General features: G+C 69.0%; 27 protein-coding genes and 2 tRNA genes. 19 read left to right on the top strand and 10 right to left on the bottom strand.

Going from position 1 to position 23,789, the window contains the following annotated elements; translation table 11 throughout:
• Window positions 1-117: 117 nt before the first annotated feature.
• From AB0H64_RS13100 to AB0H64_RS13090, 3 genes are read right to left on the bottom strand one after another with little or no spacing between them, the layout of a single operon-like run.
• Window positions 118-549 (bottom strand): DUF350 domain-containing protein, encoded by a 432-nt coding sequence (locus tag AB0H64_RS13100; protein WP_357623421.1) that lies wholly within the window; start codon window positions 547-549, stop codon window positions 118-120.
• Entirely contained in the window at window positions 546-1,694 is a 1,149-nt protein-coding gene (locus AB0H64_RS13095; protein WP_357623419.1) for a glutathionylspermidine synthase family protein, read from the bottom strand. Before AB0H64_RS13095 ends, AB0H64_RS13100 begins: the two co-directional genes overlap by 4 nt.
• 3 nt (window positions 1,695-1,697) lie before the next feature.
• Window positions 1,698-2,066, bottom strand: coding sequence for a hypothetical protein (locus tag AB0H64_RS13090; RefSeq protein WP_357623417.1), 369 nt, complete (start codon window positions 2,064-2,066; stop codon window positions 1,698-1,700).
• Window positions 2,067-2,222: 156 nt separating this feature from the next.
• On the opposite strand from AB0H64_RS13090, the gene AB0H64_RS13085 reads away from it, so the two are divergent.
• The 3 genes from AB0H64_RS13085 (at window position 2,223) to AB0H64_RS13075 (ending at window position 4,567) form a co-directional block, all read left to right on the top strand.
• Entirely contained in the window at window positions 2,223-3,251 is a 1,029-nt protein-coding gene (locus AB0H64_RS13085; protein WP_357623415.1) for a PHP domain-containing protein, read from the top strand.
• A gap of 142 nt (window positions 3,252-3,393) precedes the next feature.
• A complete protein-coding gene (locus tag AB0H64_RS13080; RefSeq protein WP_357623413.1) occupies window positions 3,394-4,122 on the top strand; it encodes a YafY family protein in 729 nt (242 codons plus the stop codon).
• Window positions 4,123-4,207: 85 nt separating this feature from the next.
• Window positions 4,208-4,567, top strand: a complete 360-nt coding sequence (locus tag AB0H64_RS13075; RefSeq protein ID WP_357623411.1) for a VOC family protein — start codon at window positions 4,208-4,210, stop codon at window positions 4,565-4,567.
• Between the two features lie 245 nt (window positions 4,568-4,812).
• Here AB0H64_RS13075 and AB0H64_RS13070 read toward each other — a convergent pair whose 3' ends face one another.
• The 3 genes from AB0H64_RS13070 to aceE all read right to left on the bottom strand — a co-directional run bounded on the left by AB0H64_RS13070 (window position 4,813) and on the right by aceE (window position 10,038).
• On the bottom strand, window positions 4,813-5,598 hold the full coding sequence (locus tag AB0H64_RS13070; protein WP_357623409.1) for a maleylpyruvate isomerase family mycothiol-dependent enzyme: 786 nt from the start codon (window positions 5,596-5,598) through the stop codon (window positions 4,813-4,815).
• 56 nt (window positions 5,599-5,654) lie between these two features.
• Window positions 5,655-7,154, bottom strand: coding sequence for an alpha/beta hydrolase (locus AB0H64_RS13065; RefSeq protein WP_357623407.1), 1,500 nt, complete (start codon window positions 7,152-7,154; stop codon window positions 5,655-5,657).
• A gap of 136 nt (window positions 7,155-7,290) precedes the next feature.
• On the bottom strand, window positions 7,291-10,038 hold the full coding sequence (aceE, locus tag AB0H64_RS13060; RefSeq protein ID WP_357623405.1) for a pyruvate dehydrogenase (acetyl-transferring), homodimeric type: 2,748 nt from the start codon (window positions 10,036-10,038) through the stop codon (window positions 7,291-7,293).
• A gap of 763 nt (window positions 10,039-10,801) precedes the next feature.
• On the opposite strand from aceE, the gene AB0H64_RS13055 reads away from it, so the two are divergent.
• The 8 genes from AB0H64_RS13055 to AB0H64_RS13020 all read left to right on the top strand — a co-directional run bounded on the left by AB0H64_RS13055 (window position 10,802) and on the right by AB0H64_RS13020 (window position 14,896).
• Window positions 10,802-10,984 (top strand): DUF1918 domain-containing protein, encoded by a 183-nt coding sequence (locus tag AB0H64_RS13055; RefSeq protein WP_310710807.1) that lies wholly within the window; start codon window positions 10,802-10,804, stop codon window positions 10,982-10,984.
• Between the two features lie 9 nt (window positions 10,985-10,993).
• Window positions 10,994-11,401 carry a secondary thiamine-phosphate synthase enzyme YjbQ gene (locus tag AB0H64_RS13050; RefSeq protein ID WP_357623402.1) on the top strand — a complete coding sequence of 136 codons (408 nt, stop codon included), beginning with the start codon at window positions 10,994-10,996 and terminating at the stop codon, window positions 11,399-11,401.
• A 116-nt stretch (window positions 11,402-11,517) separates the two neighbouring features.
• Window positions 11,518-11,946, top strand: a complete 429-nt coding sequence (locus tag AB0H64_RS13045) for a DUF3052 domain-containing protein (protein WP_310710809.1) — start codon at window positions 11,518-11,520, stop codon at window positions 11,944-11,946.
• Window positions 11,947-11,985: 39 nt separating this feature from the next.
• Entirely contained in the window at window positions 11,986-12,438 is a 453-nt protein-coding gene (locus AB0H64_RS13040) for a peroxiredoxin (RefSeq protein ID WP_357623400.1), read from the top strand.
• Window positions 12,439-12,562: 124 nt separating this feature from the next.
• A complete protein-coding gene (locus AB0H64_RS13035) occupies window positions 12,563-12,784 on the top strand; it encodes a hypothetical protein (protein ID WP_357623399.1) in 222 nt (73 codons plus the stop codon).
• A gap of 360 nt (window positions 12,785-13,144) precedes the next feature.
• Entirely contained in the window at window positions 13,145-14,098 is a 954-nt protein-coding gene (locus AB0H64_RS13030; RefSeq protein WP_357623397.1) for an ROK family protein, read from the top strand.
• Window positions 14,099-14,115: 17 nt separating this feature from the next.
• Window positions 14,116-14,187, top strand: a tRNA-Val gene (locus AB0H64_RS13025).
• Window positions 14,188-14,641: 454 nt separating this feature from the next.
• Window positions 14,642-14,896 (top strand): hypothetical protein, encoded by a 255-nt coding sequence (locus tag AB0H64_RS13020; protein ID WP_357623395.1) that lies wholly within the window; start codon window positions 14,642-14,644, stop codon window positions 14,894-14,896.
• 426 nt (window positions 14,897-15,322) lie between these two features.
• Here the strand turns inward: AB0H64_RS13020 and AB0H64_RS13015 are convergent, their stop codons facing one another.
• Together AB0H64_RS13015 and AB0H64_RS13010 are read right to left on the bottom strand one after the other, a co-directional pair.
• Window positions 15,323-15,709, bottom strand: a complete 387-nt coding sequence (locus AB0H64_RS13015; RefSeq protein ID WP_357623393.1) for a DUF6193 family natural product biosynthesis protein — start codon at window positions 15,707-15,709, stop codon at window positions 15,323-15,325.
• A 139-nt stretch (window positions 15,710-15,848) separates the two neighbouring features.
• The gene (locus tag AB0H64_RS13010; protein WP_357623392.1) at window positions 15,849-16,229 is read right to left on the bottom strand and encodes a hypothetical protein; all 381 of its coding nucleotides are present in this window, start codon (window positions 16,227-16,229) and stop codon (window positions 15,849-15,851) included.
• A gap of 736 nt (window positions 16,230-16,965) precedes the next feature.
• Here AB0H64_RS13010 and AB0H64_RS13005 point away from each other — a divergent pair.
• The 6 genes from AB0H64_RS13005 to AB0H64_RS12980 all read left to right on the top strand — a co-directional run bounded on the left by AB0H64_RS13005 (window position 16,966) and on the right by AB0H64_RS12980 (window position 21,729).
• Window positions 16,966-17,709 (top strand): hypothetical protein, encoded by a 744-nt coding sequence (locus AB0H64_RS13005; RefSeq protein WP_357623390.1) that lies wholly within the window; start codon window positions 16,966-16,968, stop codon window positions 17,707-17,709.
• Between the two features lie 210 nt (window positions 17,710-17,919).
• On the top strand, window positions 17,920-18,243 hold the full coding sequence (locus AB0H64_RS13000; protein ID WP_090774306.1) for a transposase: 324 nt from the start codon (window positions 17,920-17,922) through the stop codon (window positions 18,241-18,243).
• 2 nt (window positions 18,244-18,245) lie between these two features.
• A complete protein-coding gene (locus AB0H64_RS12995) occupies window positions 18,246-19,154 on the top strand; it encodes an IS3 family transposase (RefSeq protein WP_357623388.1) in 909 nt (302 codons plus the stop codon).
• A complete protein-coding gene (locus AB0H64_RS12990) occupies window positions 19,063-19,857 on the top strand; it encodes an NUDIX hydrolase (RefSeq protein ID WP_357623561.1) in 795 nt (264 codons plus the stop codon). Before AB0H64_RS12995 ends, AB0H64_RS12990 begins: the two co-directional genes overlap by 92 nt.
• A 340-nt stretch (window positions 19,858-20,197) precedes the next feature.
• Window positions 20,198-21,175 (top strand): hypothetical protein, encoded by a 978-nt coding sequence (locus AB0H64_RS12985; protein WP_357623386.1) that lies wholly within the window; start codon window positions 20,198-20,200, stop codon window positions 21,173-21,175.
• Window positions 21,176-21,498: 323 nt separating this feature from the next.
• Window positions 21,499-21,729, top strand: a complete 231-nt coding sequence (locus AB0H64_RS12980) for a hypothetical protein (RefSeq protein WP_357623384.1) — start codon at window positions 21,499-21,501, stop codon at window positions 21,727-21,729.
• Window positions 21,730-21,780: 51 nt separating this feature from the next.
• Here the strand turns inward: AB0H64_RS12980 and AB0H64_RS12975 are convergent, their stop codons facing one another.
• On the bottom strand, window positions 21,781-22,101 hold the full coding sequence (locus AB0H64_RS12975; RefSeq protein WP_357623382.1) for a hypothetical protein: 321 nt from the start codon (window positions 22,099-22,101) through the stop codon (window positions 21,781-21,783).
• Between the two features lie 255 nt (window positions 22,102-22,356).
• Between AB0H64_RS12975 and AB0H64_RS12970 the strand changes: the two genes are divergently transcribed.
• Window positions 22,357-22,746, top strand: a complete 390-nt coding sequence (locus AB0H64_RS12970) for a hypothetical protein (RefSeq protein ID WP_357623380.1) — start codon at window positions 22,357-22,359, stop codon at window positions 22,744-22,746.
• 163 nt (window positions 22,747-22,909) lie between these two features.
• On the opposite strand, the gene AB0H64_RS12965 is transcribed toward AB0H64_RS12970, so the two are convergent.
• The gene (locus AB0H64_RS12965) at window positions 22,910-23,251 is read right to left on the bottom strand and encodes a LysR family transcriptional regulator substrate-binding protein (protein ID WP_357623379.1); all 342 of its coding nucleotides are present in this window, start codon (window positions 23,249-23,251) and stop codon (window positions 22,910-22,912) included.
• 290 nt (window positions 23,252-23,541) lie between these two features.
• Between AB0H64_RS12965 and AB0H64_RS12960 the strand changes: the two genes are divergently transcribed.
• Window positions 23,542-23,604 (top strand) — tRNA-Ser (locus tag AB0H64_RS12960).
• Window positions 23,605-23,789: the final 185 nt, after the last annotated feature.

Raw genomic sequence — 23,789 nt, 5'->3', positions numbered from 1 at the left:
CGCTCCAGCCTGCGCGTGGTGTCCTCCCGGGTCCGGTCTGTCACGCCTCCTAGAGTGCCAGGTCCGGAAGACCGGCCGCGACGGACGGCGACGGCCGGGCCTGACCGGGGGCCGCGGTCAGATCACGGCCACGGCCGTGATGAGCCCGATGGCCACGTGCGTGGCGGCGAGCAGCCGCGCGCCCGGCTGGATCTCCGGCTCCTTGACGAGGTCGCGCACCGAGATGCCGACGACCCTGTCGAAGACCATCATCGCCACGGTCTGCACCACGATCCCGACCAGGCCGAAGACCGCGGTGCCCGCCAGCCCTTCGACGAGCCGGCCGCCGGAGGACCAGATCGAGGCGGCCACGATGAGCCCCACGGCGATCATGGCCGAGGTGGCGAGCAGGGTGGCGTTGGGGTTGCGCTCGGTGCGGATGATCGCGCTGAGCTTGCCCGGGGTGGCGAGGTCGATCACGTAGAAGCCGACGATCAGCAGCACCACGCCGACGGCGGCGTAGGCGGCGATGGCGCCGGCGCCGCGGGCGAGGGTTTCCAGCAGGGTCATGGTCGCTCGATTCGGTGGGGGACGAAGGAGGAGGTGTCGTCGGTGATCAAACCCGTGGTCTCGCGGATGCCCAGGCCGGCCGCCTCGTCGGCGACCACCCAGGCGCCGAGCACCGGCCGCTGGCCGTCGAACTCGGGCAGGGCCTCGAAGCCCTGGTGGACGAAGCCCTCACGCCCGTACTCGCCCGGGGTCTCGTGGCCGCCGTCCGGGGTGACGACGCGCATCGACGCGCCCTCCCTGCCCAGCAGCGGTTTGACGATGTACGAGGTCAGGTCGCGGGGCCCGTCGAGGTAGGCGGGAAGCAGGTTGGGGTGGCCGGGGTACAGCTCCCACAGGACGGCGAGCAGGGCCTTGTTCGACAGCAGGACCTTCCACAGGGGCTCGACCCAGGTGGCGTGCCGGACGGCGAGCCGCCCGAACGGGTCGGCCAGCATCCACTCCCACGGGTACAGCTTGAAGACCGAGCGCATCCACCGCTCCTCCACGTCGACGAAGCGCCGGTTCGGCTCGTCCCAGCCGACGTCCTCCATGGCGACCGCCACCGTGGAGCGCCCGGCCTGCTCGGCCGTCTCCTGGAGGTAGGCGAGGGTCATCGCCTCCTCGCCGGTCTCGTCCATGGACGTCCACGAGAAGTGGGTGGGGCCGGGCGGCAGCGTCATGGCGGCCCAGCGGTCGACGAGCCGCTCGTGGACGGAGTTCCACTGGTCGTCGTCCGGGTGCGTGTCCTTGAGCCAGAACCACTGCACGACCGCCGACTCCACCAGCGAGGTCGGCGTGTCGGCGTTGTACTCCAGCAGCCTGGCCGGGCCCGTGCCGTCGTAGCGCAGGTCGAAGCGGCCGTACAGGTGGGGGTCGCGGCGCTCCCACGAGCGCCTGACGTCCTCCACGGCCCACTCGGGGATGGCGAAGTCCGCGAAGCGGCCGGTCTCCACGACGTGGGCCGCGGCGCGCAGGCACATCTCGTGCAGCTCCTCGACCTGCGCCTCCAGCGCGTCGACCTCGTCCATGGAGAAGACATAGTGGACGGACTCGTCCCAGTACGGGCGGCTGAGCCCCTCGGGGTGGGCCGCGCGGTGGTAGGCCAGCCCCTGGCTCTCTATGATCTTGTCCCAGCCGTTCCTCGGTGTCCCGCGTTCGCGCCGCACGCGTCAGCTCCCGCTGCTGGAGCGGCCGCCGAAGCCGCCCCGCTGGATCGACTTGCCCGTGCGGGAGGAGATGGTCACGTCGGAGGGGCGCAGGGTGGTGCCGCCGCGCACGTGGGTGCCGACCCGCCTGCCGCCGTAGTACCAGTGGTAGGCGGCGCGGGAGCCGCCGCTGCTGTAGTAGTGGGCACCGCCACCGCCGCCGTCATCGTCGTCGTCGTCGCAGTAGTCGTCGTCGACGACCGGGTACGAGCCGTCGGGGAGCTGCTGGCTCGTGTCGACGCAGTCGGCGGTGACGTCGTCGTCGTCGGACTGGGCGGCGCAGTAGCCGACGACCATGACGGAGACGATGCCGATGACGGACAGCGTGACCACTTTGGATGCCTTGGACCGCTTGGGCGGTTGCTGTGGTTGTTGTGGTCTCGGCTGTCCCATGAGCTCCTGCTTTCGTTGGCCGATCAGCCTAGCGGGGCCCCTCCCGCGGCATCAATGTCCCTTAGGGGACGAACCACCTGGGGGTAGGAGTTCCCTATGAAACCGGTCGAGGCTCTGCGTGAGATCGCCTTCCTCCTGGAACGGGCCGGAGAGCCCACCTACCGCGTGCGCGCGTTCCGCCGCGCGGCGGCCGTGGCCGAGTCGCTGCCGGACGACGAGCTCGTACGCCTGGCCGGCGCATGCGGCCTCGCCGACCTGCCGGGCATCGGCAAGGTCACCGCCCTGGCCATCACCGAGGCGCTCGACGGCCAGGTCCCCGCCTACCTGCGCAGGCTGCGCGCGACCGAGGGCGCCGACCTGGACGGGGAGACCGCGGCGCTGCGCTCGGCGCTCAAGGGCGACCTGCACGGCCACTCCGACTGGTCGGACGGCGGCTCGCCGATCGAGGAGATGGCCGAGACCGCCCGTGCGCTCGGCCACGACTACTGGGCCCTGACGGACCACTCGCCCCGCCTGACCGTCGCTAACGGCCTGTCACCGGCCCGGCTGCGCCGCCAGCTCGACCTCGTGGAGCGGCTCAACGAGCGGCTCGCGCCGTTCCGGGTCCTCACCGGCGCCGAGGTGGACGTCAACCTCGACGGCACCCTCGATCAGGAGCCCGAGCTGCTCGAACGGCTCGACGTGGTCGTGGCGAGCGTCCACTCCAAGCTGCGCATGAACCGCCATGAGATGACCCGCCGGATGGTCGCCGCCATCGCGAACCCGCACGTCGACGTGCTCGGGCACTGCACCGGGCGGATCGTGCGCGGCGGCGGCCGGCGGGGCGGGGTGCGGCCGGAGTCGGAGTTCGACGCCGAGATCGTCTTCGAGGCGTGCCGCCGCTTCGGGGTGGCCGTGGAGATCAACTCCAGGCCGGACCGGCTGGACCCGCCGAAGCGGCTGATGCTGCTCGCGTACGAGATGGGGTGCGACTTCGCGATCGACTCCGACGCGCACGCGCCGGGGCAGCTCGACTGGCAGCGGTTCGGCTGCGAGCGGGCGGCGCGGTGCGGGATCGAGGCCGGGCGGATCGTGAACACGCGGCCGGTGGAGGACCTGCTGGCGTGGACCCGCCGCCGGTCGTAGGCGGGCATGGGGCCGGCAGGGACCGCCGTGCAGGGCGTTCGCGGGCGTGGGGGTGAGAGCTCTGTGGCGTGGCGGTGACGGCGAGCTGCCGGGGACGTCGCGGGACGCGCGATTGTCGGTGGCGCCGCGTAGCGTCCCGGATGTGAACCGTACCGATCGGCTGTACGCGCTCGTCGAGGACCTGCGCGCGATCGCCCCGCGCTGCCGCTCGGCGCGCGAGCTGGCCAGCAGGTTCGAGGTGAGCGTCCGCACGATCGAGCGCGACATCACCGCCCTCCAGGAGTCCGGGGTGCCGATCTACGCCGAGCCGGGGCGCAGGGGCGGGTACGCGCTCGACAAGAAGATGTCCCTTCCCCCGCTCAACTTCTCGCCGGCCGAGGCCGTGGCCATCGCGCTGGCGCTCAGCAGGGCCGGCGACCAGCCGTTCGGTCGGCAGGCGCGCAGCGCGCTGCGCAAGGTGGTGGCCGCCATGCCGGGCCGGGAGGGCGAGCTGGCGCGGGAGCTGGCCCGCCGGGTGCGGGTCGTCGCCGAGCCCGGTGACGGCGGCACGGGCGGCCGGCTCGGGGCCGAGGGCGTCTCGCGGGCGATCGAGGAGGCGCTGCTGCGCCGCCGCGTGCTGCGGCTGGAGTACGCCGACGCCAAGGGCGCGCTGACCTCGCGCGACGTCGAGCCCGGGGTGTTCCTGGGCGGGCGGGGCGGGTTCTGGTACCTGGTGGCGTGGTGCCGGTTACGCGACGACGTCCGGGTGTTCCGGCTGGACCGGATCGCCTCCGCCGGCGTCATCGGCGAGCGCTGCCCCGACCGCCCGCTCGAAGGCTTCGCGCCCGACCTGCCGGAGATGATGGTCCACGGCACGGTGCTCGATCAGTAGCTCGAAAACTCATGAGAAAACACCGACATAGGGCTGTCGTTTCACCGGTGGATCGTCATTGTGTTCGACAAACGAGAGGGTGACAATGGACAACACGGTGACCTGGTTCGAGGTGGCGACGGCCGACCCCGAAGGCGCCGAGCGCTTCTACGGAGGGCTGTTCGGCTGGACCTTCGCCCGCCGCGAGGGCTCCATTGACTACCGCAGGATCAGTTGTCCCGGGGGCGAGCGGCCCGCGGGCGGGCTGTTCAACACCAAGGGGGAGTTCCCCGACCACGCGGTCTTCCACGTCCAGGTGGCCGACGTCGAGGAGGCGCGCCGGCAGACCGAGGGGCTCGGGGGCAAGGTCGTCACCAAGGTCGTCGACGACGGGGGCGGCACCGACTTCGCCTACCTCCGCGACACCTCGGGCAACCTCTTCGGGATCTTCCACCCGAGGCCATGAGCCGCGGCGAGCCGCCGCCGGCGCCTTCCCCGCCGGCCGCCGGCCCGCCGCCCGGGCTCGTGACGGGCCACCCGGCCTCCCGCCGGGCGGCCCCCTCCCTGGACACGCCGCCGACCGCCGAGCGGCGGCGCGTCCAGGGCTCTTCGCCGTCGCCGCGTCCGCCGTCGTGTGGCGCCGCGTCCGCCGTCGTGTGCGCCGTGAGCGCGTCGTTGGAAGCCGTGCGCGCGCCGTTGGAAGGGGTGGGATCAGAAGGCGGCCTTGGCGAGCCAGCGGTCCAGGAAGGAGCGGTCACCGAAGACGGTCAGCGTGGGGGCGAAGCGCCGGCCGTACAACATGAGCAGCAGGTCGCGGGCGGGGCCGCGGACGGCCGTGTCGGCCTTGGTGTGGCCGCGTGTCCAGGTGACCGTGCCCGCCGCGCCCTGGATGACGGTCCACTCGCCGGTGCCCTCCGGAAGGTCCTTCGCCGGGGACGGGGTTTCGGACGGTGTGTCGGTGGCGTGGAGGTGGATCGTGGCGCCTTCCGCGTCCAGCTCGGCCAGGCGGCGGGCGACCCAGACGGCGTGCGGCAGGTTGCCGAGCAACTCCTCGATGCCGTCCAGCGCCGTCGCCGCGGGGATCGCCGGGTCCACGCCCAGGGCCAGCTCGGCGTCGACCCGGTGGACGAGCAGTTCGAACGCCATCCGCCGCGCCCAGTACGCCGCCGACTGCTCGCCGCCCCACGACCACACCCGCGTGGCCGGGTCGGTGGCGCGCAGCGTGGCCAGCAGCTCGGCGGCTCCCCGCGCCAGCCAGGCCGGGTCGCCGCTCGCCCCCTCGGGCAGGCCGTTGGGCACCTGACGCGACCAGACGCGCTCCTGCACGCGGTCGCGCAGGATGTGGATCACCCAGCGATGCGTGGTGCCGACGTGGGTGATCAGCTCGGCGAGCGTCCAGCCGGGACAGGTGGGCACCGGCGTGCCGGGGTCGGCCCCGGACACCAGCTCGACGAGCCTGGCGGCCTCGGCCTCGACGTGCGCGGGATAGTCGGTCACGTGCCCGAGCCTAGACCGGTCCGGGCACGCGTGACGGACATGCGGCGGGCAGGCGGTCAGGTGGCCGAGCAGACGGCGCCGCGGGCCGGCAGCTTGCCCGTGAGGAGGTAGGAGTCGACCTTGCGCTGGATGCAGCGGTTGCCCGACGTGTACGCGCCGTGGCCCTCGCCCTCGTACGTCATCAGCCGCGCCGTCTTCAGCTCCGCGGTCAGGCGCGGCGCCCACTGGTACGGCGTGGCCGGATCGCCCTTGCCGCCCACCACGACGATCGGCGCCGACCCCGTGGCGTTCACGTGCCGGGCCTGGTCGTTGCCCGGGACCGGCCAGAAGCGGCACAGCCCGCCCGAGCCCTCACCGCCGAACAGCGGCGAGATCCTGGTCGACTTCTCCCACGTGCCGCGCAGCTGCTGGTCGTCGGGGCGCTCCGCCGAGTCCACGCAGGTGATCGCCGGGAAGCTGGCCATCTGCGTCGAGTAGTGACCGCGCTCGTCACGCCCGGTGTAGGAGTCGGCCAGGAACATCAGCGCCTCGCCCCGGCCCTTGATTCCCGCGGCGATCGCCTTCTCCAGGAACGGCCACGACAGCTCCGAGTACAGGGCCGCGGCGACCCCGGTCGAGGCCAGGCCCTGGGTGAGCTGCCGGCCGTTCACGGTGAGCGGCCTGGTCACGAGGCGGTTCATGAGCCGGTTGACGTTGGCGTTCGCCGCCTTGACGGTCTTTCCGAAGTCGCAGCCGCTCTTCACGCAGTCCTTCAGGAACGTCTCGTACTCCCGCTGGAAGCCGCTGGTCTGCGCGAGCGTGCGCTCCCCGAAGGTGATCGCCGGGTCGAGGGGGGCGTCGAGCACCATCCGGCCGACGTTCTTCGGGTACAGGGTGGCGTAGACGGCGCCGAGCTGCGTGCCGTACGACATGCCGAAGTAGTTGAGCTTGGGCTCCTTGAGCGCGGTCCGCAGCCGGTCCATGTCGCGGGCGGCGTTCACCGTGCCCACGTACGGCAGGACCGAGCCCGAGTCGCGCTGGCAGAGCCGGGCGAACTCCCGGTTGGCGGCCTGGCTGGCCAGGCGGGTCCGCTCGTCGATCGGGAGCGTGTTGATCGCCACCCACCGGTCCAGGTCGGCGTCGCTGCCGCAGCGCACGCCCGCGCTGCGCTCGACGCCGCGCGGGTCGAAGCTGATCAGGTCGTAACGGGCGCGCAGCGTGTCGAACGACTTGGCGGCCTGGTCGAGCGTGTCGACGCCGGAGCCGCCGGGGCCGCCGAAGTTGAAGACCAGCGAGCCGAGGCGGCTCTTCTGGCTGGTGGCCGCGACCTTGATCAGGGCGAGCTGGATCGTGTCGCCGCTCGGATTCTCGTAGTCGAGCGGGACGGCCAGCTTGGCGCACCTGACGGAGGGGTCCTGCTGAGCGGGGGTCTGCCCGCCCGGCCGCTTGATGTCCGTGCACGGGCCCCAGGAGATGGGCGGGACCACTCCCTTGGGGTCGGTGTCGGGCTTCGCCGTGCCCGCGCAGGCACTGGTGGACACGGCCAGCGCGGCGGCGACGGCCAGGACATGACGCATGAAACTTCCCCCTCGGCTCTCCGGGGGAAGTAGTGCCCACAATACGTGAGACTCCACCAGGAACGGAGTGAGGCGCCGCGCCCTCGGGACGCGTCGCCTCACTCTCACCTGTGGCCGCCGGGCATGGACGTCGCGGTCAGACGCCCATCGACTGCGTGTCGTTGCTCTCCGCGCCGCCGGCCTCGGTCACGCCGTTCTTGAGGTGGTAGCGGGCGATCGCCTCGCTCAGCACCTCGTCGTCGAGCTCGCCGCGCTTGACCAGGCTCGTGAGCACGGCCAGCGTGATCGACGCCGCGTCGACGTGGAAGTGGCGGCGCAGCGCCGAGCGGGTGTCGGACAGGCCGAACCCGTCGGTGCCGAGCGACGACCAGTCACCCGGGACCCACTGGGCGATCTGGTCCTGGACCGCCTTCATGTAGTCGCTGACGCCCACGAACGGCCCCTGGGCCTGCGACAGCGCCTGCGTCACGTACGGCACGCGCGGCTCGGCCTCCGGGTTGAGCAGGTTGTGCTCCTCGCAGGCGAGCGCGTCGCGGCGCAGCTCGGTCCACGACGTGGCCGACCAGACGTCGGCCGACACGCCCCAGTCCTCGGCCAGCAGCCGCTGCGCCTCAACGGCCCACGGGCCCGCCACGCCGGAGACCAGGATGTTGGCCTTCGGACCCTGCACCTGCGGGCCGTCGGAGAACTTGTACAGGCCCTTGAGCAGGCCGTCCACGTCGAGCCCGGCGGGCTCGGCCGGCTGGAGGTAGGGCTCGTTGTAGACGGTCAGGTAGTAGAAGACGTCCTCGGGCTGGTCGCCGTACATGCGGCGCAGGCCGTCCTTGACGATGTGCGCCACCTCGAACGCCCACGACGGGTCGTAGGAGATCGCGGCCGGGTTGGTCGAGGCGATGAGCGGCGTGTGGCCGTCCTCGTGCTGGAGGCCCTCGCCGTTCAGCGTGGTGCGGCCCGCGGTGGCGCCGAGCAGGAAGCCGCGGCCCATCTGGTCGCCCATCTGCCACATCTGGTCGCCGGTGCGCTGCCACCCGAACATCGAGTAGAAGATGTAGATCGGGATCATGTGCTCGCCGTGCGTGGCGTACGCGGTGCCGGCGGCGATCGCCGAGGCCATCGAGCCCGACTCGCTGATGCCCTCGTGCAGGATCTGGCCCTGCACGGCCTCCTTGTACGACAGCAGCAGCTCCCTGTCGACGGCCTCGTACGTCTGGCCGTGCGGCGAGTAGATCTTCGCCGTGGGGAACATCGCGTCGAGGCCGAACGTGCGCGCCTCGTCGGGGATGATCGGCACGAACCGGTGACCGATCTCCTTGTCGCGCATGAGGTCCTTCAGCAGGCGCACGAACGCCATGGTGGTGGCCACCTGCTGCTTGCCGGAGCCCTTGCCGAACGTCTTGTAGACGTCGTCGCCGGGCAGCTTGACCGGCTTGGCGCGCAGCACGCGCTTGGGCAGCACGCCGCCCAGCGCCGCGCGGCGCTCCTTCATGTACTCGATCTCGGGGTCGTTCTCGCCCGGGTGGAAGTACGGGGGCAGCTCACCCTCCAGGGCCGAGTCCGGGATCGGCAGGTAGAGCCGGTCGCGGAACTCCTTCAGCTCGGCCTTGGTGAGCTTCTTCATCTGGTGGGTGGCGTTGCGCGCCTCGAAGTCCTTGCCCAGGGTCCAGCCCTTGATGGTCTGGGCGAGGATGACGGTCGGCTGGCCGACGTGCTCACGCGCCGCCTTGAACGCCGCGTAGACCTTGCGGTAGTCGTGGCCGCCGCGCGACAGCTTGCGGATGTCGTCGTCGGTCAGGTGCTCGACCATCTTGCGCAGGCGCGGGTCGCCGCCGAAGAAGTTGTCGCGGATGTAGCCGCCCGACTCGACCGAGTAGGTCTGGAACTGGCCGTCGGGGGTGGTGTTCATCTGGTTGACGAGCACGCCGTCGACGTCGGCCGCCAGCAGCGGGTCCCAGTCGCGGCCCCAGACGACCTTGATGACGTTCCAGCCGGCGCCGCGGAAGTAGGACTCCAGCTCCTGGATGATCTTGCCGTTGCCGCGTACGGGGCCGTCGAGGCGCTGCAGGTTGCAGTTGATGACGAACGTGAGGTTGTCGAGCTCCTCGCGGGCCGCCAGGCCGATCGCGCCGAGGGACTCGGGCTCGTCCATCTCGCCGTCGCCGAGGAACGCCCAGACGTGGCTGCGGCTGGTGTCCTTGATCTGGCGGTTCAGCAGGTAGCGGTTGAACCGCGCCTGGTAGATCGCGCCGATCGGGCCCAGACCCATCGACACCGTGGGGAACTCCCAGAAGTCCGGCATCAGGCGCGGGTGGGGGTAGGAGGGCAGGCCGTGGAAGCCGTGCGACAGCTCCTGCCGGAACGCGTCGAGCTGCGCCTCGTTGAGGCGGCCCTCCAGGAAGGCGCGGGCGTAGATGCCGGGGGCGGCGTGGCCCTGGAAGAAGACCTGGTCGCCGGACTCGCCGTGGTCCTTGCCGCGGAAGAAGTGGTTGAAGCCCACCTCGTAGAGGGACGCGGCGGAGGCGTAGGTCGCGATGTGGCCGCCGACGTTGGTGCGGGCGTTGGCCCGGGTGACCATGATCGCGGCGTTCCAGCGGATGTAGGCGCGGATGCGGCGCTCGACGTGCTCGTCACCCGGGAACCAGGGCTCGCGCTCCGGCGGGATCGTGTTGATGTAGTCGGTGCTGCGCAGGCCCGGCACGCCGACCTGGTGCTCGCGGGCCCGCTCCAGCATGCGGAGCATCAGATAGCGGGCCCTGGTGCGGCCCTCGGTCTTGACGACGTTGTCGAGGGACTCGAGCCACTCGTTGGTCTCGCTGGGGTCGACATCAGGCAACTGGCTGGGTAGGCCGTCGCTGATGATCGAGAAACGCTGGCGTCCGGAAGCCACTGGGTCTCGCCTTCCGAGGATGACGGATGTCTGGTCTGGGTCGCCTTCCATCCTGGTCGTTCGCCGTAGAAAGTGCATCTCTACTGGTCGGTAACCAGGACGTCCCTGCTGGCAGGGCGGCTAGTGGTGGCCTAGACCACCGATGGTAGGACGAATCAAGGGCCAAGGTTACATTGGGCGGCCAATTTAACAAGTCGGGAAAAGCTGTGAAATTTCCCCCTCATGTGTGGAGTATCCCCCGCAGGGTGGACACCGTCACCCGCCGGGGCGCGCACGCCGCGCGAGTCTAGCCGGGGGGCCTGGGTACGGCGGCCGGTGGGGCTGACTCGGACGCAGGTCCGGGCTTGTCCTCCGGGTTGTCGGGCGGGCCGTTCAGCGGGCTGGGAGCGGGGCCGGTGGAAGGTTTCCGGTCGGGGCGCGGGTGGGATTCCGGGCGTGTCGCCGTACGTCTTGGTAGCGCGGGGCGGGCGGTCGTACGCGGTCGACGGTGAACCCCGGGGCGGGGTCGTAGGAGGACGACCGCCGGGGGTCGTGGGAGGACGACGGCCGGGGTCCGGAAGGGGCTGCCGTGCGAGGGCTTTCACTTGGACGGTCAGGGCCCGGGACAGGACTCCGTGCGGGCTCGTACGCGGACGGGTGGTGTCGGACGGCGCCGTCGCGGCGTTGGGGCAGCGTAACGGTTCGGTCATGATTTTTCCTGACCCGGTGGCAGGAGACGGACATTCCTCTTCCCGTTTGGACCCCGCCGTACGAACCTGGAGATATGAACGCGACGACAGGCGACCGGCTCCTTGTGCACGGGAACACCGTCGGTGAAAGGGATCGCGCCGGAATCATCATCGAGGTTCAGGGGCCGAACGGCGGGCCCCCGTACATCGTGCGGTTCGACGACGGACACACCGGCCTGGTCTTTCCGGGCCCGGATGCGGTCGTCGTGCCTCAGTAGAATTCTCGTGTGAGATCCCAGATCATCTCCGTGGCCACGGGTTCGAGAGAGACGGTGCACGACATCACCTCCGTCTGCGCGGACTTCGTACGGGAGCAGGGCGAGGACGGTCTGCTGCACGTCTTCGTCCCGCACGCGACCGCGGGCGTGGTCCTGATGGAGCTGGGTTCGGGCAGCGACGACGACCTGATCGCCGCGCTGCGTGACCTGCTGCCGGCCGACGACCGGTGGCGCCACGCCCACGGCTCACGCGGGCACGGCAGGTCTCACGTGATGCCGGCGCTCATCCCGCCGTACGCGACCGTCCCGGTGGTCGGCGGACGGCTGGCGCTCGGCACCTGGCAGTCGATCGCACTCGTCGACCTCAATGTCGACAACCCGCAACGCCAGGTTCGGCTGTCATTTTTGTCCGATTAATTCTGGCCGCCTACGGCCGTACCCGTGGCGACCGTTGACGACTGAGGGTCACAGCGTGTGGACTGTCCCGAAGCGATAACCGCACAAGCGGGGCCACTCAAGCAGGAGGGATAAACGTGAGCGCGACCGCGGGTCAGGCGCAGGGCGAACGCGGCCTGGCCGAACGACTCGGTCTCAAGCCGGGTCAGGTGGTGCAGGAGATCGGTTGGGACGAGGACGTCGACGAGCAGCTTCGCGAGTCCATCGAGAACCTGACCGGCAACGAGCTGCTGGACGAGGACACCGACGACGTCGTCGACGTGGTGCTGCTGTGGTGGCGTGACGGAGACGGAGACCTCTTCGACGTCCTGAGCGACGCCATGCGAGGCCTCGCCGAAGGCGGCCAGATCTGGCTGCTGACTCCCAAGGCCGGACGCGACGGCCACGTGGAGCCGAGCGACATCGGGGAGGATGCCACGACCGCGGGTCTCTCGCAGACCAGCAGCATCTCCGCGGCCTCCGACTGGTCGGGGACCAGGCTCGTCTCGCCCAAGGGCCGACGCTAGGGAGCTCCAGCGCCGGCCGGATACGGCAGGATGAGCTCTGTGACGCAACATCCTGCCGCGGTGGGCGCCGTGGCTCCGGACTTCGAGCTTCAGGACCAGCACGGCACGCCCGTGAGGCTGTCCGATTTCCGGGGCAGGAAGGTCGTGCTGGTCTTCTACCCGCTTGCCTTCAGCGGGATCTGCCAGAGCGAGCTGGCCGCGCTGCGTGACCTCACCGCCGACGCACAGATCCTCACCGTCTCGGTCGACTCCCTGTTCACGCATCGTGCCTGGGCGGACCAGGAGGGTTACGGTTTTCCCCTGCTCTCCGACTTCTGGCCACATGGACAGGTCGCCCGGGCGTACGGTGTGTTCGACGACGCGAAGGGCATCGCGCGGCGCGGCACCTTCGTGATCGACGGCGAGGGCGTGATCCGGTGGTCGGTGGTCAACCCGGCCGGCACCGCGCGCGACGTCGCCGCCTACGTCAAGGCGCTCGCCGACATCTCGTAACGCTCATAAGGCTGGAACGCTCGTAACGGAGGACACGATGCCCTGCTATCGCTGCGGGGCCCGGCAGACGGACCCCGTCCGGGGCGCGAGCCCATGGAAGCGCGGGGTACGCCGGGAGTCCCAGGTGCTCATCTGCCCTGACTGTCAACGGCTGCACGACCTCGACCTCGACTCCTGCCGTACGTGCGGGTCCACGGCGCTGATCTGCCGGTTGGGAGAGGTGGAGTGCCGGGGCTGCGGGGCGGTACGGATGGCACGGGCCAAGGCCTTCATGGGGTCGGGAGCGCCGCCGGGACTGTCGGCCGAGGTGGAGGCGGCACTGAACCGGGTCCTGGGACGGGCCTGAACCGCCTGAGACGGGACTGTGTGCCCCGGCCTGGGCTTGCTCTGTGTCAGGCGTGGCGCGGGACGTGTACCGGCCGCCGGGGGCGAGTCCGAGCGGTTCGCCCGCATGGGAGGCACGTGCGGACGGGCCCTCCGCTGATACGTCCGAGTGCGTCGCCCGCACACGAGGAACGTGCGTCCGGGGACTGTCCGCACACGCGAGGAACGTGCGTCGGGGGACTGTCCGCACACGAGAGGCAGCGCATGCTCAGGTCACTCCGCCTCGTACGAGGCACGTGCGTGTGGGCGCTCTGCGGTGGAGTCGGCGACTCGGCGAGACCACATTCCAGACATTTACTGAGCTGCGCTATCGTCTCCTACCGTGTCCGCATCTAGTAGTTCGTTCGTCGTCGCACTGGACGTCGGCGGCACGTCCATGAAGGGCGGCCTGGTCAGCGAGTCCGGCGCGGTGCTGCTGAGCGAGCGACGCCCGACTCCGGTCGCGGACGGCCCGGAGGCGGTCGTGGGCGCCATCCGCGACTTCATCGGCCACCTGGCGGCCTCGGGCGACGGGAACCCGGCGGGCGTAGGCCTGGCCGTTCCAGGACTGGTGTCGGCGGACACCGCCCTCTACGCCGCGAACCTCGGTTGGAGCGACGTCCCGGCCACCGACTTCACGCCGCTGGACGTACCGATCATGCTCGGTCACGACGTCCGCACGGGCGGCCTCGCGGAGAGCGTCCTTGGCGCGGGGCGTGGCGTCTCCGACTTCCTGTTCCTGCCGATCGGCACCGGTATCGCCGGCGCCATGATCCTGCACGGTGAGCCGTACGGGGGAGCGTCGGGCTGGGGCGGCGAGATCGGGCACATCCCGGTGTTCCCGGACGGGGAGCAGTGCGCGTGCGGCCAGTTCGGCTGCCTGGAGACGTATGCCTCGGCGGCCTCGGTGGGCAGGCGTTACAGCCTGCGCTCGGGCCAGGAGGGGATACGCGCGGAGCAGGTGGTCTCCTCGGACGACCCGGTGGCCATCGAGGTGTGGGACGAGGCGGTCGAGGCCCTGTCGCTCGCCCTGGCCACGTACACGCTGCTGCTGGACCCCTCCATGATCGTCCTCGGCGGCGGCCTCGCCGAGGCGGGCCCGGCCCTCTTCGACCCGGTCCGCACCCGCCTCGTCAAGCGCCTGGCCTTCCGCGCCGCGCCGCCGCTCCACCCGGCCGCCCTGGGAGTGGACGCCGGCATGCTCGGAGCCGCCCTCCTGGGCTGGCGCGCCGCCGGCCGCCCCGAACTGGGACCGGGCTGGGTCATGGATGTGCGATCGCAGCCGCTGGTGTCGTAAGGTGTAGTGCCGATCAGGGGCGGTTAGCTCAGCGGTAGAGCACTCGCCTTACAAGCGAGGGGTCACTGGTTCGAACCCAGTACCGCCCACATTCCCGAGAAGCGCCCACCCGTTGCCCGCTTCCCGGGTGGGCCGTCTGATGCCCGCCCGAGGTCCACGGCCCTCGCTCCGCTCGGACGTCTTTCCCTGGGCCGGGCTTCGCCCGACCGCTCTCGCCCACGGGGACCATCGACGACTCCGGCTTAGTCCTCGACGGGTTCGACCTCGCACGCGTACGCGGTCACCAGGTCGGCCTTACCAGATGCCTCCGGCCGGGGGAGCTCCGTCTCCGGGCGTCCACGATCGTTCCCTGTCCACCTGAGTGGGCTGCCATGGCAGCCTGTTCGCTCCCGTCTGCCACGTCTCATGCGGAGCCCGGCGGGTCAAGGGCCGTTCTTCCAGTGGGGAGCTCCCATCCTTGGCCCGCTGTCTTCCAGGTGGGCGAGGCAGACGGGAAGGTCGTGCGGGTCCGTAGAACAGCTGTCGCCGCAAAGGTGATGTGGGATGCTCATGATCGTGACTGAGCCGGAGGAGCCCGTTTTACGTGCGGGGAAGACCGAACAGCAACGAGATGACGTCGCGTCTGTTCGAGCCTGGGGAACCGGCGCTTTGCTGGCGGGCGGAATGCTTTCCGTCGCAGCTTTCGTCTTCTCGGGAGGCGAGCCGTCATGGCAGGTGCTGGTGTTCTTCATGACGGTGGCGCTGATCGGCCTCGGCCTGCGCTTGGAGTCGGCAATCCGCGAACGCAGCCGATCATGAAGGGTGTTGTGCCAATCGCGTGCCATTCGACGGCCCCGGCGCAATGAGGACGGCCTGATCAGTCAACATGGCGACGTGGGGAAGAGCATGATCGTCGTGCCATTAGCGTGCCATTAGGTCCGGCGCGAGCCTGACGGGTGGGCCATGATCACGTTGCGTCGGCCCAGGTCCGGCGGCGGGAAGGGCCGACCTGACTCCTTGCAACCGAGGGGTCACTGAGTCCAACTCGGTACCGCCCACCAGTGAAAAAGCCCTGTTTCCGATCATGGAAACGGGACTTCATGCCATTAGCTGATGCCGGACTCCTCTGCTGGAGGTGACTAGGTATCTCTGGTGATCTTGGTGTTCACGCGTCGGCGATGCTCCCGTCGGCTTTCGGCCGGGCTGTACAAATAGATCAGCGGAAAGCGTGCGGAGTCGCCTGCCTCACGAATCGGCGGTTGATCGCTCGTGAGCAGCGAGTTCGTCAGGTGTGCCCACGAAGGCAGGGCCACAATCAGGCGGAAGACGTTCCACCACCATCGCGACGGCCTGTGCCGGCGTTGCCGCAGGCCCCACGGTCTCCCCACGGCGAGGGCCCAACACCATGTAGCCGTCTCCCGCGGCCGGTGCGATGTATGGGATATCCCATGTCCATCGAGGACTCGTGCAGCGGCTGAAGTGGAGTTCTCCCATGCCCGTCCAGGGAAACAACTGCCTCAAGCATGGCTCGGCATAGGCTTCGTCCAACAGCTCGGGGCGTAAACGTCCATCAGCGCGAACATCACGCCAACCGGATTCGACGATGTCCGTGCTAGATCGAGGAGCGTTCATGGTCACATGATGCATGTCGCTGTGCCATTAGCCGCGCCGGAGGGGCCACCCGAAGACCCATCGACGATGTGCTGTGCGATCTTGGAGTTCATGACGTCGCAGATATTCCGGTCGGCCTCCGCCGTGCTGTGCTGATAGATCAGGGTGGCACGGACCGAATCATGTCCCATGCGGTCGCGTCGTTGGACCAGCCACAGACGGGCAGCGGGTGTACCTCCTGCCCGCACAGACTCTGCTCGGTGCCCGCTGGAACCGCATGCTGCATCGCCTCGCGGCCTGAGTCCGACAGACCGAGGCGATAGTCGGTGTCGGCGGCGTTTGCGCTGTCTGCCGAGCAGATGAGCAGGTCGTCCCATCGGACTGGCCAACGCCGCACCCCACCCGGCAGATCGGCCCGGTCGGCTTCCAACTCCACCAGCGCCAGCGTGCCGTTGCGCAGGAGCTCCGTCCCCATTCCACGCTGTCCCAGCAGCAGATCGCCAACGGCCCGAGTACGAGCGGGGCCGTTCAGCATGGCCACGATCTCGACCCGACATTCCAGCTTCTCGCGAGCTTCCTTCGCTGAAAGCTCGCTTCCGTGGTCTCCGGGCGCAGATCGCGGATCGTCTCCGAGAGGGGGTGTCGTCGCTGAAGGTCCGCGTAGCGGAAGGCGACTCGTCGCGCCGCTCTCGACGGCTCGATGGCCGGATGGCGGGCGTACAGCACCCGCTTGCACGGTTGTCCCAGCCGGCCCGCCACCAGTACCAATCGCCGTCGCACCAGACGACAAGCCCGACCCACACGGACACCAGGCTCAGACCGTAGCCGTTATGCACGTCTGCGGATACGCCGTGAGCGGCGAGGGCGTCGGCCAGGGCATCGGCGGCGTGCTTCTCTGGTGTGGGGTGTCGGTTCGGCGGTTGCATGAGTGGCCTCCCATCACGTACGGCAGTGACGTAGCGTGACGGTATGTGTCTGCTGAGCTGCGCGAGGAATGACCAGCAATCTGTCCATCGGCCACCGCGTAGCCTGGTGCCGGCGACGGCGTGGGATGTCTCAAGACGTACTGGCCGGGCCTCACACCGACTATCGGCAACTCTCGCCAATGGCCGAGCTCGTGGAGAGTGCGGACCCCTCCGGTCAGGCCGATCTGCGACGGGCTCTTGCCGAGGTGTGGCGGGCGTACCAGGGAGCCCGATACAGCTACGTGATACGGACTCTGCCGACTCCTGGGGGAGGCGCGTCATGCTGCACGCGCTGCGGACGGTGACGCGCGCATGGCGGCATCGGGAATTCTCGGGCAGGTCTACCACGCCGCTGCCAGCATCCTGACCAAGGTGGGTGAGGCTGATCTCGCGTGGATCGCCGCTGAGCGGGGGCTGTCCTTCGCGCGGCAATCCGGTGATCAGCTCGTGACAGCCTCATTGCTTCGCTCCGTGACTCACGCCCTTCTGTCCAACGGCCGTTACGTGGCCGCCAAGCAGCTCACGATGGACGCCGCCGACCTGCTGTCTCCTGACCTCCCGCATGCCACAGCTGAGCTGATATCTGTGTACGGCACGCTGTACCTTGCCGGGTCGATGGCGGCGGCGAGAGATGATGATCGCAGCACGACACGCGCATTCATCGCCGAGCCACAGGAAGCGGCGGTGCGGCTCGGCAGTGACGCCAACCATGTCTGGACCGCGTTCGGGCCGACGAACGTCCGCATCCATCAGGTGGCCACGGCAATCGAGCTGGGAGACATCCAGGTGGCTGTGGAGCTCGGGCCGAAGCTGGATACCAGCGGGCTTCCGATCGAACGTCGCGCCCGTCATGGCCTGGCCGTGGCGCATGCCTTGAGCCTGTGGAACCGTACCGACGACGCGATGGCCGCGCTGTTGGAGGCCGAGACCATCGCTCCCGAGCAGGTACGCCATCACTACCTCAGCCGCCAGCTCACGATGTCGTGGATCAGAAGGCAGAAGGGCAAGCCCAGTTTCCAGCTCGCAGCTCTCGCCCGGCGACTGCACATCGTGTGAAGGCAGTCCTCGTGGCGTAAGGTCGGGGCTGTGAACGATCAGGAGGCTCCGCCGTTCGCCCAGGCCCGTGCCGCCGCTGGCGCGCTGTTCTTTGATGACAGGTCGTGTGCTACTCGTCCGTCCTACGTACAAGCCCTCTATGGACATCCCGGGCGGGTACTGGGCTTCCCCTTCTAGCGTGGAGATCTGACCTAAGGAGAAGGTTGGGTCGTGGGAGAGACCAGACGCAGGTTCGATCCGGAGTTCCGCGCGGGCGCGGTGCGCATCGTGCGGGAGACAGGAAAACCAATCGCGCAGGTCGCCAAGGATCTGGGCATCAATGCGGGCACGCTGGCCAACTGGGTGCAGATGGACCGGCTGGCCCGCGAGCAGGACACCAACGGTGGTGAGCTGGCCGAGTCCGAGCGGGAGGAACTCGCCAGGCTGCGCAGGCAGCGGGCTGAGTGGGCCAAGGAACGCGCCGAGCTGGAGATGGAGCGCGATGTCCTCAAACGCTCGGTGGTCTTGTGGGTTCGAGAGGCGATGGGCCGGTAGGCGTGGCGGCCTTCATCAGCTCCCAGAAGACCGATCATGGCGTGCCCCACGCGTTGACCTGCCGGGCCTTGGGCGTCTCTCCGTCCTGGTACTACAAGTGGCGCGACCGGGCGCCGACGGCCCGCCAGCGGCGACGCGCGGACCTGGACGCGCATATCGAGGCCAGGTTCTCTGCCTCGGGCGGCACCTTCGGCAGCCCGCGCATCACCCGTGACCTGCATGAGGCGGGATGGCGGGTATCGGAGAACACCGTCGCCGGCCGCATGGCCGAGCTCGGGTTAGCCGGCCGTGCGGCCAGCAGACGCCGGTCGCTGACCCGTCAGGGCAAACGGCCCGCTGCGCCCGACCTGGTCCGGCGCACGTTCACCGCGGTCGCGCCGGACGTGTTGTGGTGCGGCGACGTCACCGAGATCGTCACCGGCGAGGGCAAGCTCTACCTCGCCACCGTGGAAGATCTGTTCTCCCGCCGGTTGCTCGGCTATGCCATGTCCGAGCATCACGACGCGGCGCTGACCATCGCCTCGCTGCAGATGGCCGCTGTCACCCGCGGCGGCACCGTCGACGGGGTGATCTTCCACACCGACCGCGGTAGTGAATACACCGCCGCCCGCTTCCAGGCCGCTTGCCGGCACTGGGGCGTCGTCCAGTCGATGGGCCGGGTCGGCTGCGCCCTGGACAATGCCGCCGCCGAATCGTTCAACTCCATCCTCAAAGTCGAATACGTCCACCGGCACCGCTTCGCAACGCGGGCCGAAGCCCGCCTGAGGATCGCCACCTGGATCGCCGACTTCTACAACACCCGCCGCCGACACAGCGCCGCTGACGGGCTGCCCCCGATCGTCTACGAGCGGCAGATCACGACCGCCCGAACAGCCACCAAGGCGAAGTCTCAGGAGACCATCGCCGCATAACCGAGTCTCCACGCTTTCAGGGGATGGACAGTACGTCGAGCCGGGGGAGACCCCGTACGAGGCGTGCATTCGAGAGGTGCAAGAGGAGCTGGGCATTCAGCCGGCCATCGGTCGCCTCCTCGTGGTCGATTGGGCGCCTCTCCCGAAGGAGGGCGACAAGGTCCTGTTCGTGTTCGACGGCGGCACCTTGGACGGCGAGTTGCTCAAGCAGATCAGGTTCGTGGACAACGAGCTGAGCGCCTACGAGTTTCATCCCGTCGAGGAACTGGCCGGGCTGTTGATCGAGCGGCTTGCTCGTCGCGTCAAGGCCGCCGCCACTGCACGCGAGCTTGGCAAGACCGTCTATCTGGAGCACGGCCAGGCCATTCCCAAGAGTGACTATCTGCGTGACAACGGCCCAAGACGGGCGTGGACGGGCGAGGGCCAGGGCGGAACGTTCGCCGAGGTGGGAACCGAATCACCCGAGGGCCCACCTTCTTGCGGCGAGCCTTACAAGCGAGGGGCCACTGGTTCGAACCCAGTACCGCCCACATTCCCGAGAAGCGCCCACCCGTTGCCCGATTCTCGGGTGGGCCGTCTGATGCCCGCCCGAGGTCCACGGCCCTCGCTCCGCTCGGACGTCTTTCCCTGGGCCGGGCTTCGCCCGACCGCTGTCGCCCACGGGGACCATCGACGACCCCGGCTCTACGTCAAAGTGCGATAGGACGGTAGGCCAACGCCTCATCAACGACTTGTTCCGCGGTGAGCTCGGCTTCGTCGGGCCAGAAGATCAGGTCGGAGACATACCCCGACGGACACACGAGCGAGCGGTCCATTGCCTCAAGCCAGCCCTCGAGTTCCCCGCTCGTCTGCGTACTCCCCGTCCATGATCCGCTGTACCAAGGAGATGGCTTCCGCACGATTCAGATGCACGCTCATCAGTACCCTTCCTCCTGGTTCATTACGGTCGGCCACGAGCGGTCCCGCCTGGGTGTGGGCTCGCCCGATGCGCAGAGCGCTGCGCTCGATTTGAACCGATCACCACATGCGATCATCGAATGGGTATGGGCAAGCTGACATGGTTTCCACTGCCGTTTGGGCTCGTCGTGGTCGTCGTCAACTTCTTCGCGGTCCGCGAAGTGAACGTGCGCCTTCCCACCGCCCCCATCGAGATGAACGAGCAGGTGGCGCCCCAGGCGATCGATGCGTTTATCCCCTTCGCCCAGGAACGCATCGCCCTGCTCGGGGCCTTCTTTATCGCCGCCGCCCTCCTGTTCGGCGTCGTCGAGCTCGGACTGAGCCGCCGGCCCGCGGGCCTCGTGCTCGGGACGGGCTTCCTGAGCGCCACCTACGTAGCCGCGATGCCGGTCGTCTACGTCCTGAACCCGGTCACCGGCTACGACGAGCGGTTTCCTCACTCGCCGGGCGGATACCTCACGGTGCCCTTCGACATGGGCACGCTTTCGCCGCCGTGGTATCTGCCGTTGCTTGGCTGGATCCTCGCCACCGCCGCGATCGCCCAGCTCTTCGCGGTGCGGGGCGTCGTGCGCCGGGACGCTGTCCTTCCGCCTTCCTCTGGACGCGCGTGGCTCCTCCTGCTCCCGTTGGCATTCCTCCTGGCCTTCGCCGCGACCAATTTCGTGTCCGACCGGATCGCCCGCGCCACAGCCCCTCCCGGGTCCTTCTGGGAGGCCGACTACGCGCTAGAGCTCATGGTGCAGGTGTGCGCCTTCGCCGCCGTGCCCGCCGCCGCTCTGGCCCTGTACGGGATCCTCCTGCGCAGGAGCGGAGTTCGCGCGCGCTCTCTTCTGCTCGTCGGCGTCCTCACGGTCATCTACCTGTTGACGCTGCTGCTCGTGGCTGGGGGCAACCTGCTGATGTACGCGGACGAGCAGTCAGGCTTCTCCGAGCACCTGCCCGGCTGGCGGGATCAGGTCACCACCGGCATCCTCGGCGGCGCCGCCCTCATGCAACTCGCCGCCCTCCCCCTGCTGGCCCGGTGCGGGAAGATCCAGAGGACCAGCGCCGAGCCCGGCGGGTAGAGCCTGCAGGGCCGGACGGTGTGATCGAGTTGGACCTGCCCGGCTGTGAACTGACGTGCGGATCAGGCCGCCATCGAGATCAGATTCGCGGTGTCTGGTCACGGTAGGACTCGGTGCCGGTCTCGATGATGTTGCCGCCGTAGGTTGCCTCGGCTCCGGGATGATCACGCCTGCCAGGCTGGAGGGCTGTGGGTGACTGGCGTGGGCCCGATCTTCCCGTCTGTCTCGTCCCAAGGGGCTTAAGGCATGTGGGTCACGTCAGAGGCACTTGATCAGTACTACCGAGCTGAGCGGGCAGTGGCCGCCGCCGTGGGGAGTGTGAAATGGCACTTTTAGTCTTTATCATCAAGACCGCCGAAACCGAGGAGACCGTGACCTACGGGTATGGCGAAGGCCCCGACGACCTCGTGGGCGTGGTGAGCATTCATAAGGCGACCGGCGCCCCAGTGAATGCATATGCCCTGCCGGGGCAGGCCCAGATCGCTCTGCGGGCCATCTTCAGGGGAAAGTCGAAGACCGGCGATTGGCCACACCACTACACCTACGCGGCCTGACCACCGCGAATGACAAAGTGAGTGATATCCGGGATGCCCGCGACTGCCGCGCTAGCAACCGGCGATCCGTTCCAGTGCCGCAATGAGCTCATCCGCGGACGAGACCCGAACTCCTTCCTGGGCGAGTGACAAGTCGTCCCAGTTGACCCGGGTCACGTTCAGAATGCCGTCCCGGAAGACGGCGAAGTCGATCTCCATCGGCGGCTGCTCCAACCGGATGATGTAGACGGGGTCCATACCGGGTGCCTCGAACGGTCCTTCCACCGTCAGGGTTGTGTCTGCCGCTTCCAGCGCCCCAGCACGATCATGCCGCCACCGCTCTACCGCAGCGATGATCGACTCGTTGTCGTCATGAGGATGAAGACCACCCATGATCCGCCATCCTGGCATCTCTCGGCATAACCATGCCTCCGGCGGGGGCCTCGGCTCCGGGTTGATCGTGACAAGCGCTCAGGTGGTCAGTGGCCCCGGGGCCGATCTTCCCGTCCGCCTGCGACGAGGCGGACGAGACGATCGGGTGGGGGAGGTGTGTGCGTCCGTACGAGGTCGTGCCATAAGCGTGCCATTCGCTGGCCCCGACGTGACGGGGAAGACCTGATCAGGCGGCATGGTGACGTGGGGAGCCGCATGATCGTCGTGTTCTTCGCGTGCATCACCGTCACCATCACCGACGCCGGACGCGCGCTGCTCGCCGAGGTGCTGCCCAGTCACATCGAAGTCGTCAGCGGCCTGCTGTTCGAGCCGCTCTCGCGGGACGACGTCCAGGCTCTCGCCGGCCTGCTGGCGCCGGTGCGCGACCACATGCGCTCGACGCCGCCCCGCTCCGCCGCGCCGCCGCAAAGGCGGTGCATGAGGACTCGGCTCAGCCGACGCAGAGAGGCAGACGGGACGTACGAACTCGGTCACTCTGGTGCCGACGGTCGGCTCGCTGCCGCTGCGTTCTCCGGCCGCCCTCCCGCACCTTGCGTGACGCCTTCGCGATCTCATCCCCCGGCGAGGGCCTGTCCAGGCAGGTAACGGTGTAAGTCGATTTGCCCAAGATCGCTCGGATCTGCTGTGACATCGGTGCGGTATCACAGTGGCAGGTCAGAGCCGCGAGGCCGTTCGGATCAGCCCGGCCAGCGCGCGGGAGCGGCTGTGCGCGGGCCAGGCGATGTGGGTGGCGACCAGGGGGCGTCGCTCAGGGGGACGGCGGCGTGCTCGTCCCACAGCCACGTGCGGGCTGACTCGGGAAGACCGTCATGGTGCGGCCGAGGGCGATCAGCTGGGCCAGCTGCGTCTGGTCGTGGACCTCGGGGCCTGGGCCGGGCGGGTGGGTGCCGTGGCGGGGCCAGCGGGCGAGCGGAAGGTCGGGGATGTCCGAGATCTCGGCCAGGGACAACGTCTTGCGCGCGGCCAAGGGGTGCCTCGCGGACAGGATCGCCACCTGCCCTTCCGTCATCAGTTCGACGCTGTCGAACCCGGCGAGGGAGTTGAACGGCGAGTGCATGAGCGCCACGTCGGCGCGGCCGTCGCGCAGCATCCCTTCCTGTTCGCACGTTGGGTCGCGGGCGCGGGAATCCGGCTCTCCGATGACGACCTGGCGGCCGAGCTGGACAAGATCGGCCCAACGCATGGCGCTGCCGGGTGACCTGCGGCAACCATTCCGGTTCGCGGGAGGGTGGCCGGAAAACCCGCTGAGTTCAGCCGAACAGTGGGCTACGCTGACGCTGGCTCAGGTGCGAAAGCTCCGGTTCCTTCATCTGCAGAATGAAACCGACCCGGCGCTGTCGCCGACCTCTGAGCCCGCACAACTGGATATGCACCTTCCCGGTGCGAAGGCAACGGTTACTTCCTCTCTCAAAGGAGCAACGCGGGTTCGAATCCCGCCGCCCATCTCGATGGGTGTCGTCCAGTGGCCCAGGACGCTTACGTCTCCGTCGCCGACCTTGATCTCGGGAGGGGTACAACTTCAGAGCGCGCGCCCGGTGCGCAGGTGTGGGTTACTTCCTTTGGGAGGGTGATGTCGCAGGTTCGAGTCCTGCCACCCCGGTCCTGCCGGGGTGTAGCTCAGTTGGTAG

The organism is Nonomuraea sp. NPDC050733 (assembly GCF_040654215.1).
Taxonomy (GTDB): Bacteria; Actinomycetota; Actinomycetes; order Streptosporangiales; family Streptosporangiaceae; genus Nonomuraea.
Note: the sequence above shows the minus strand (reverse complement) of the source record. Positions and strands in the feature narration are given on the sequence as shown.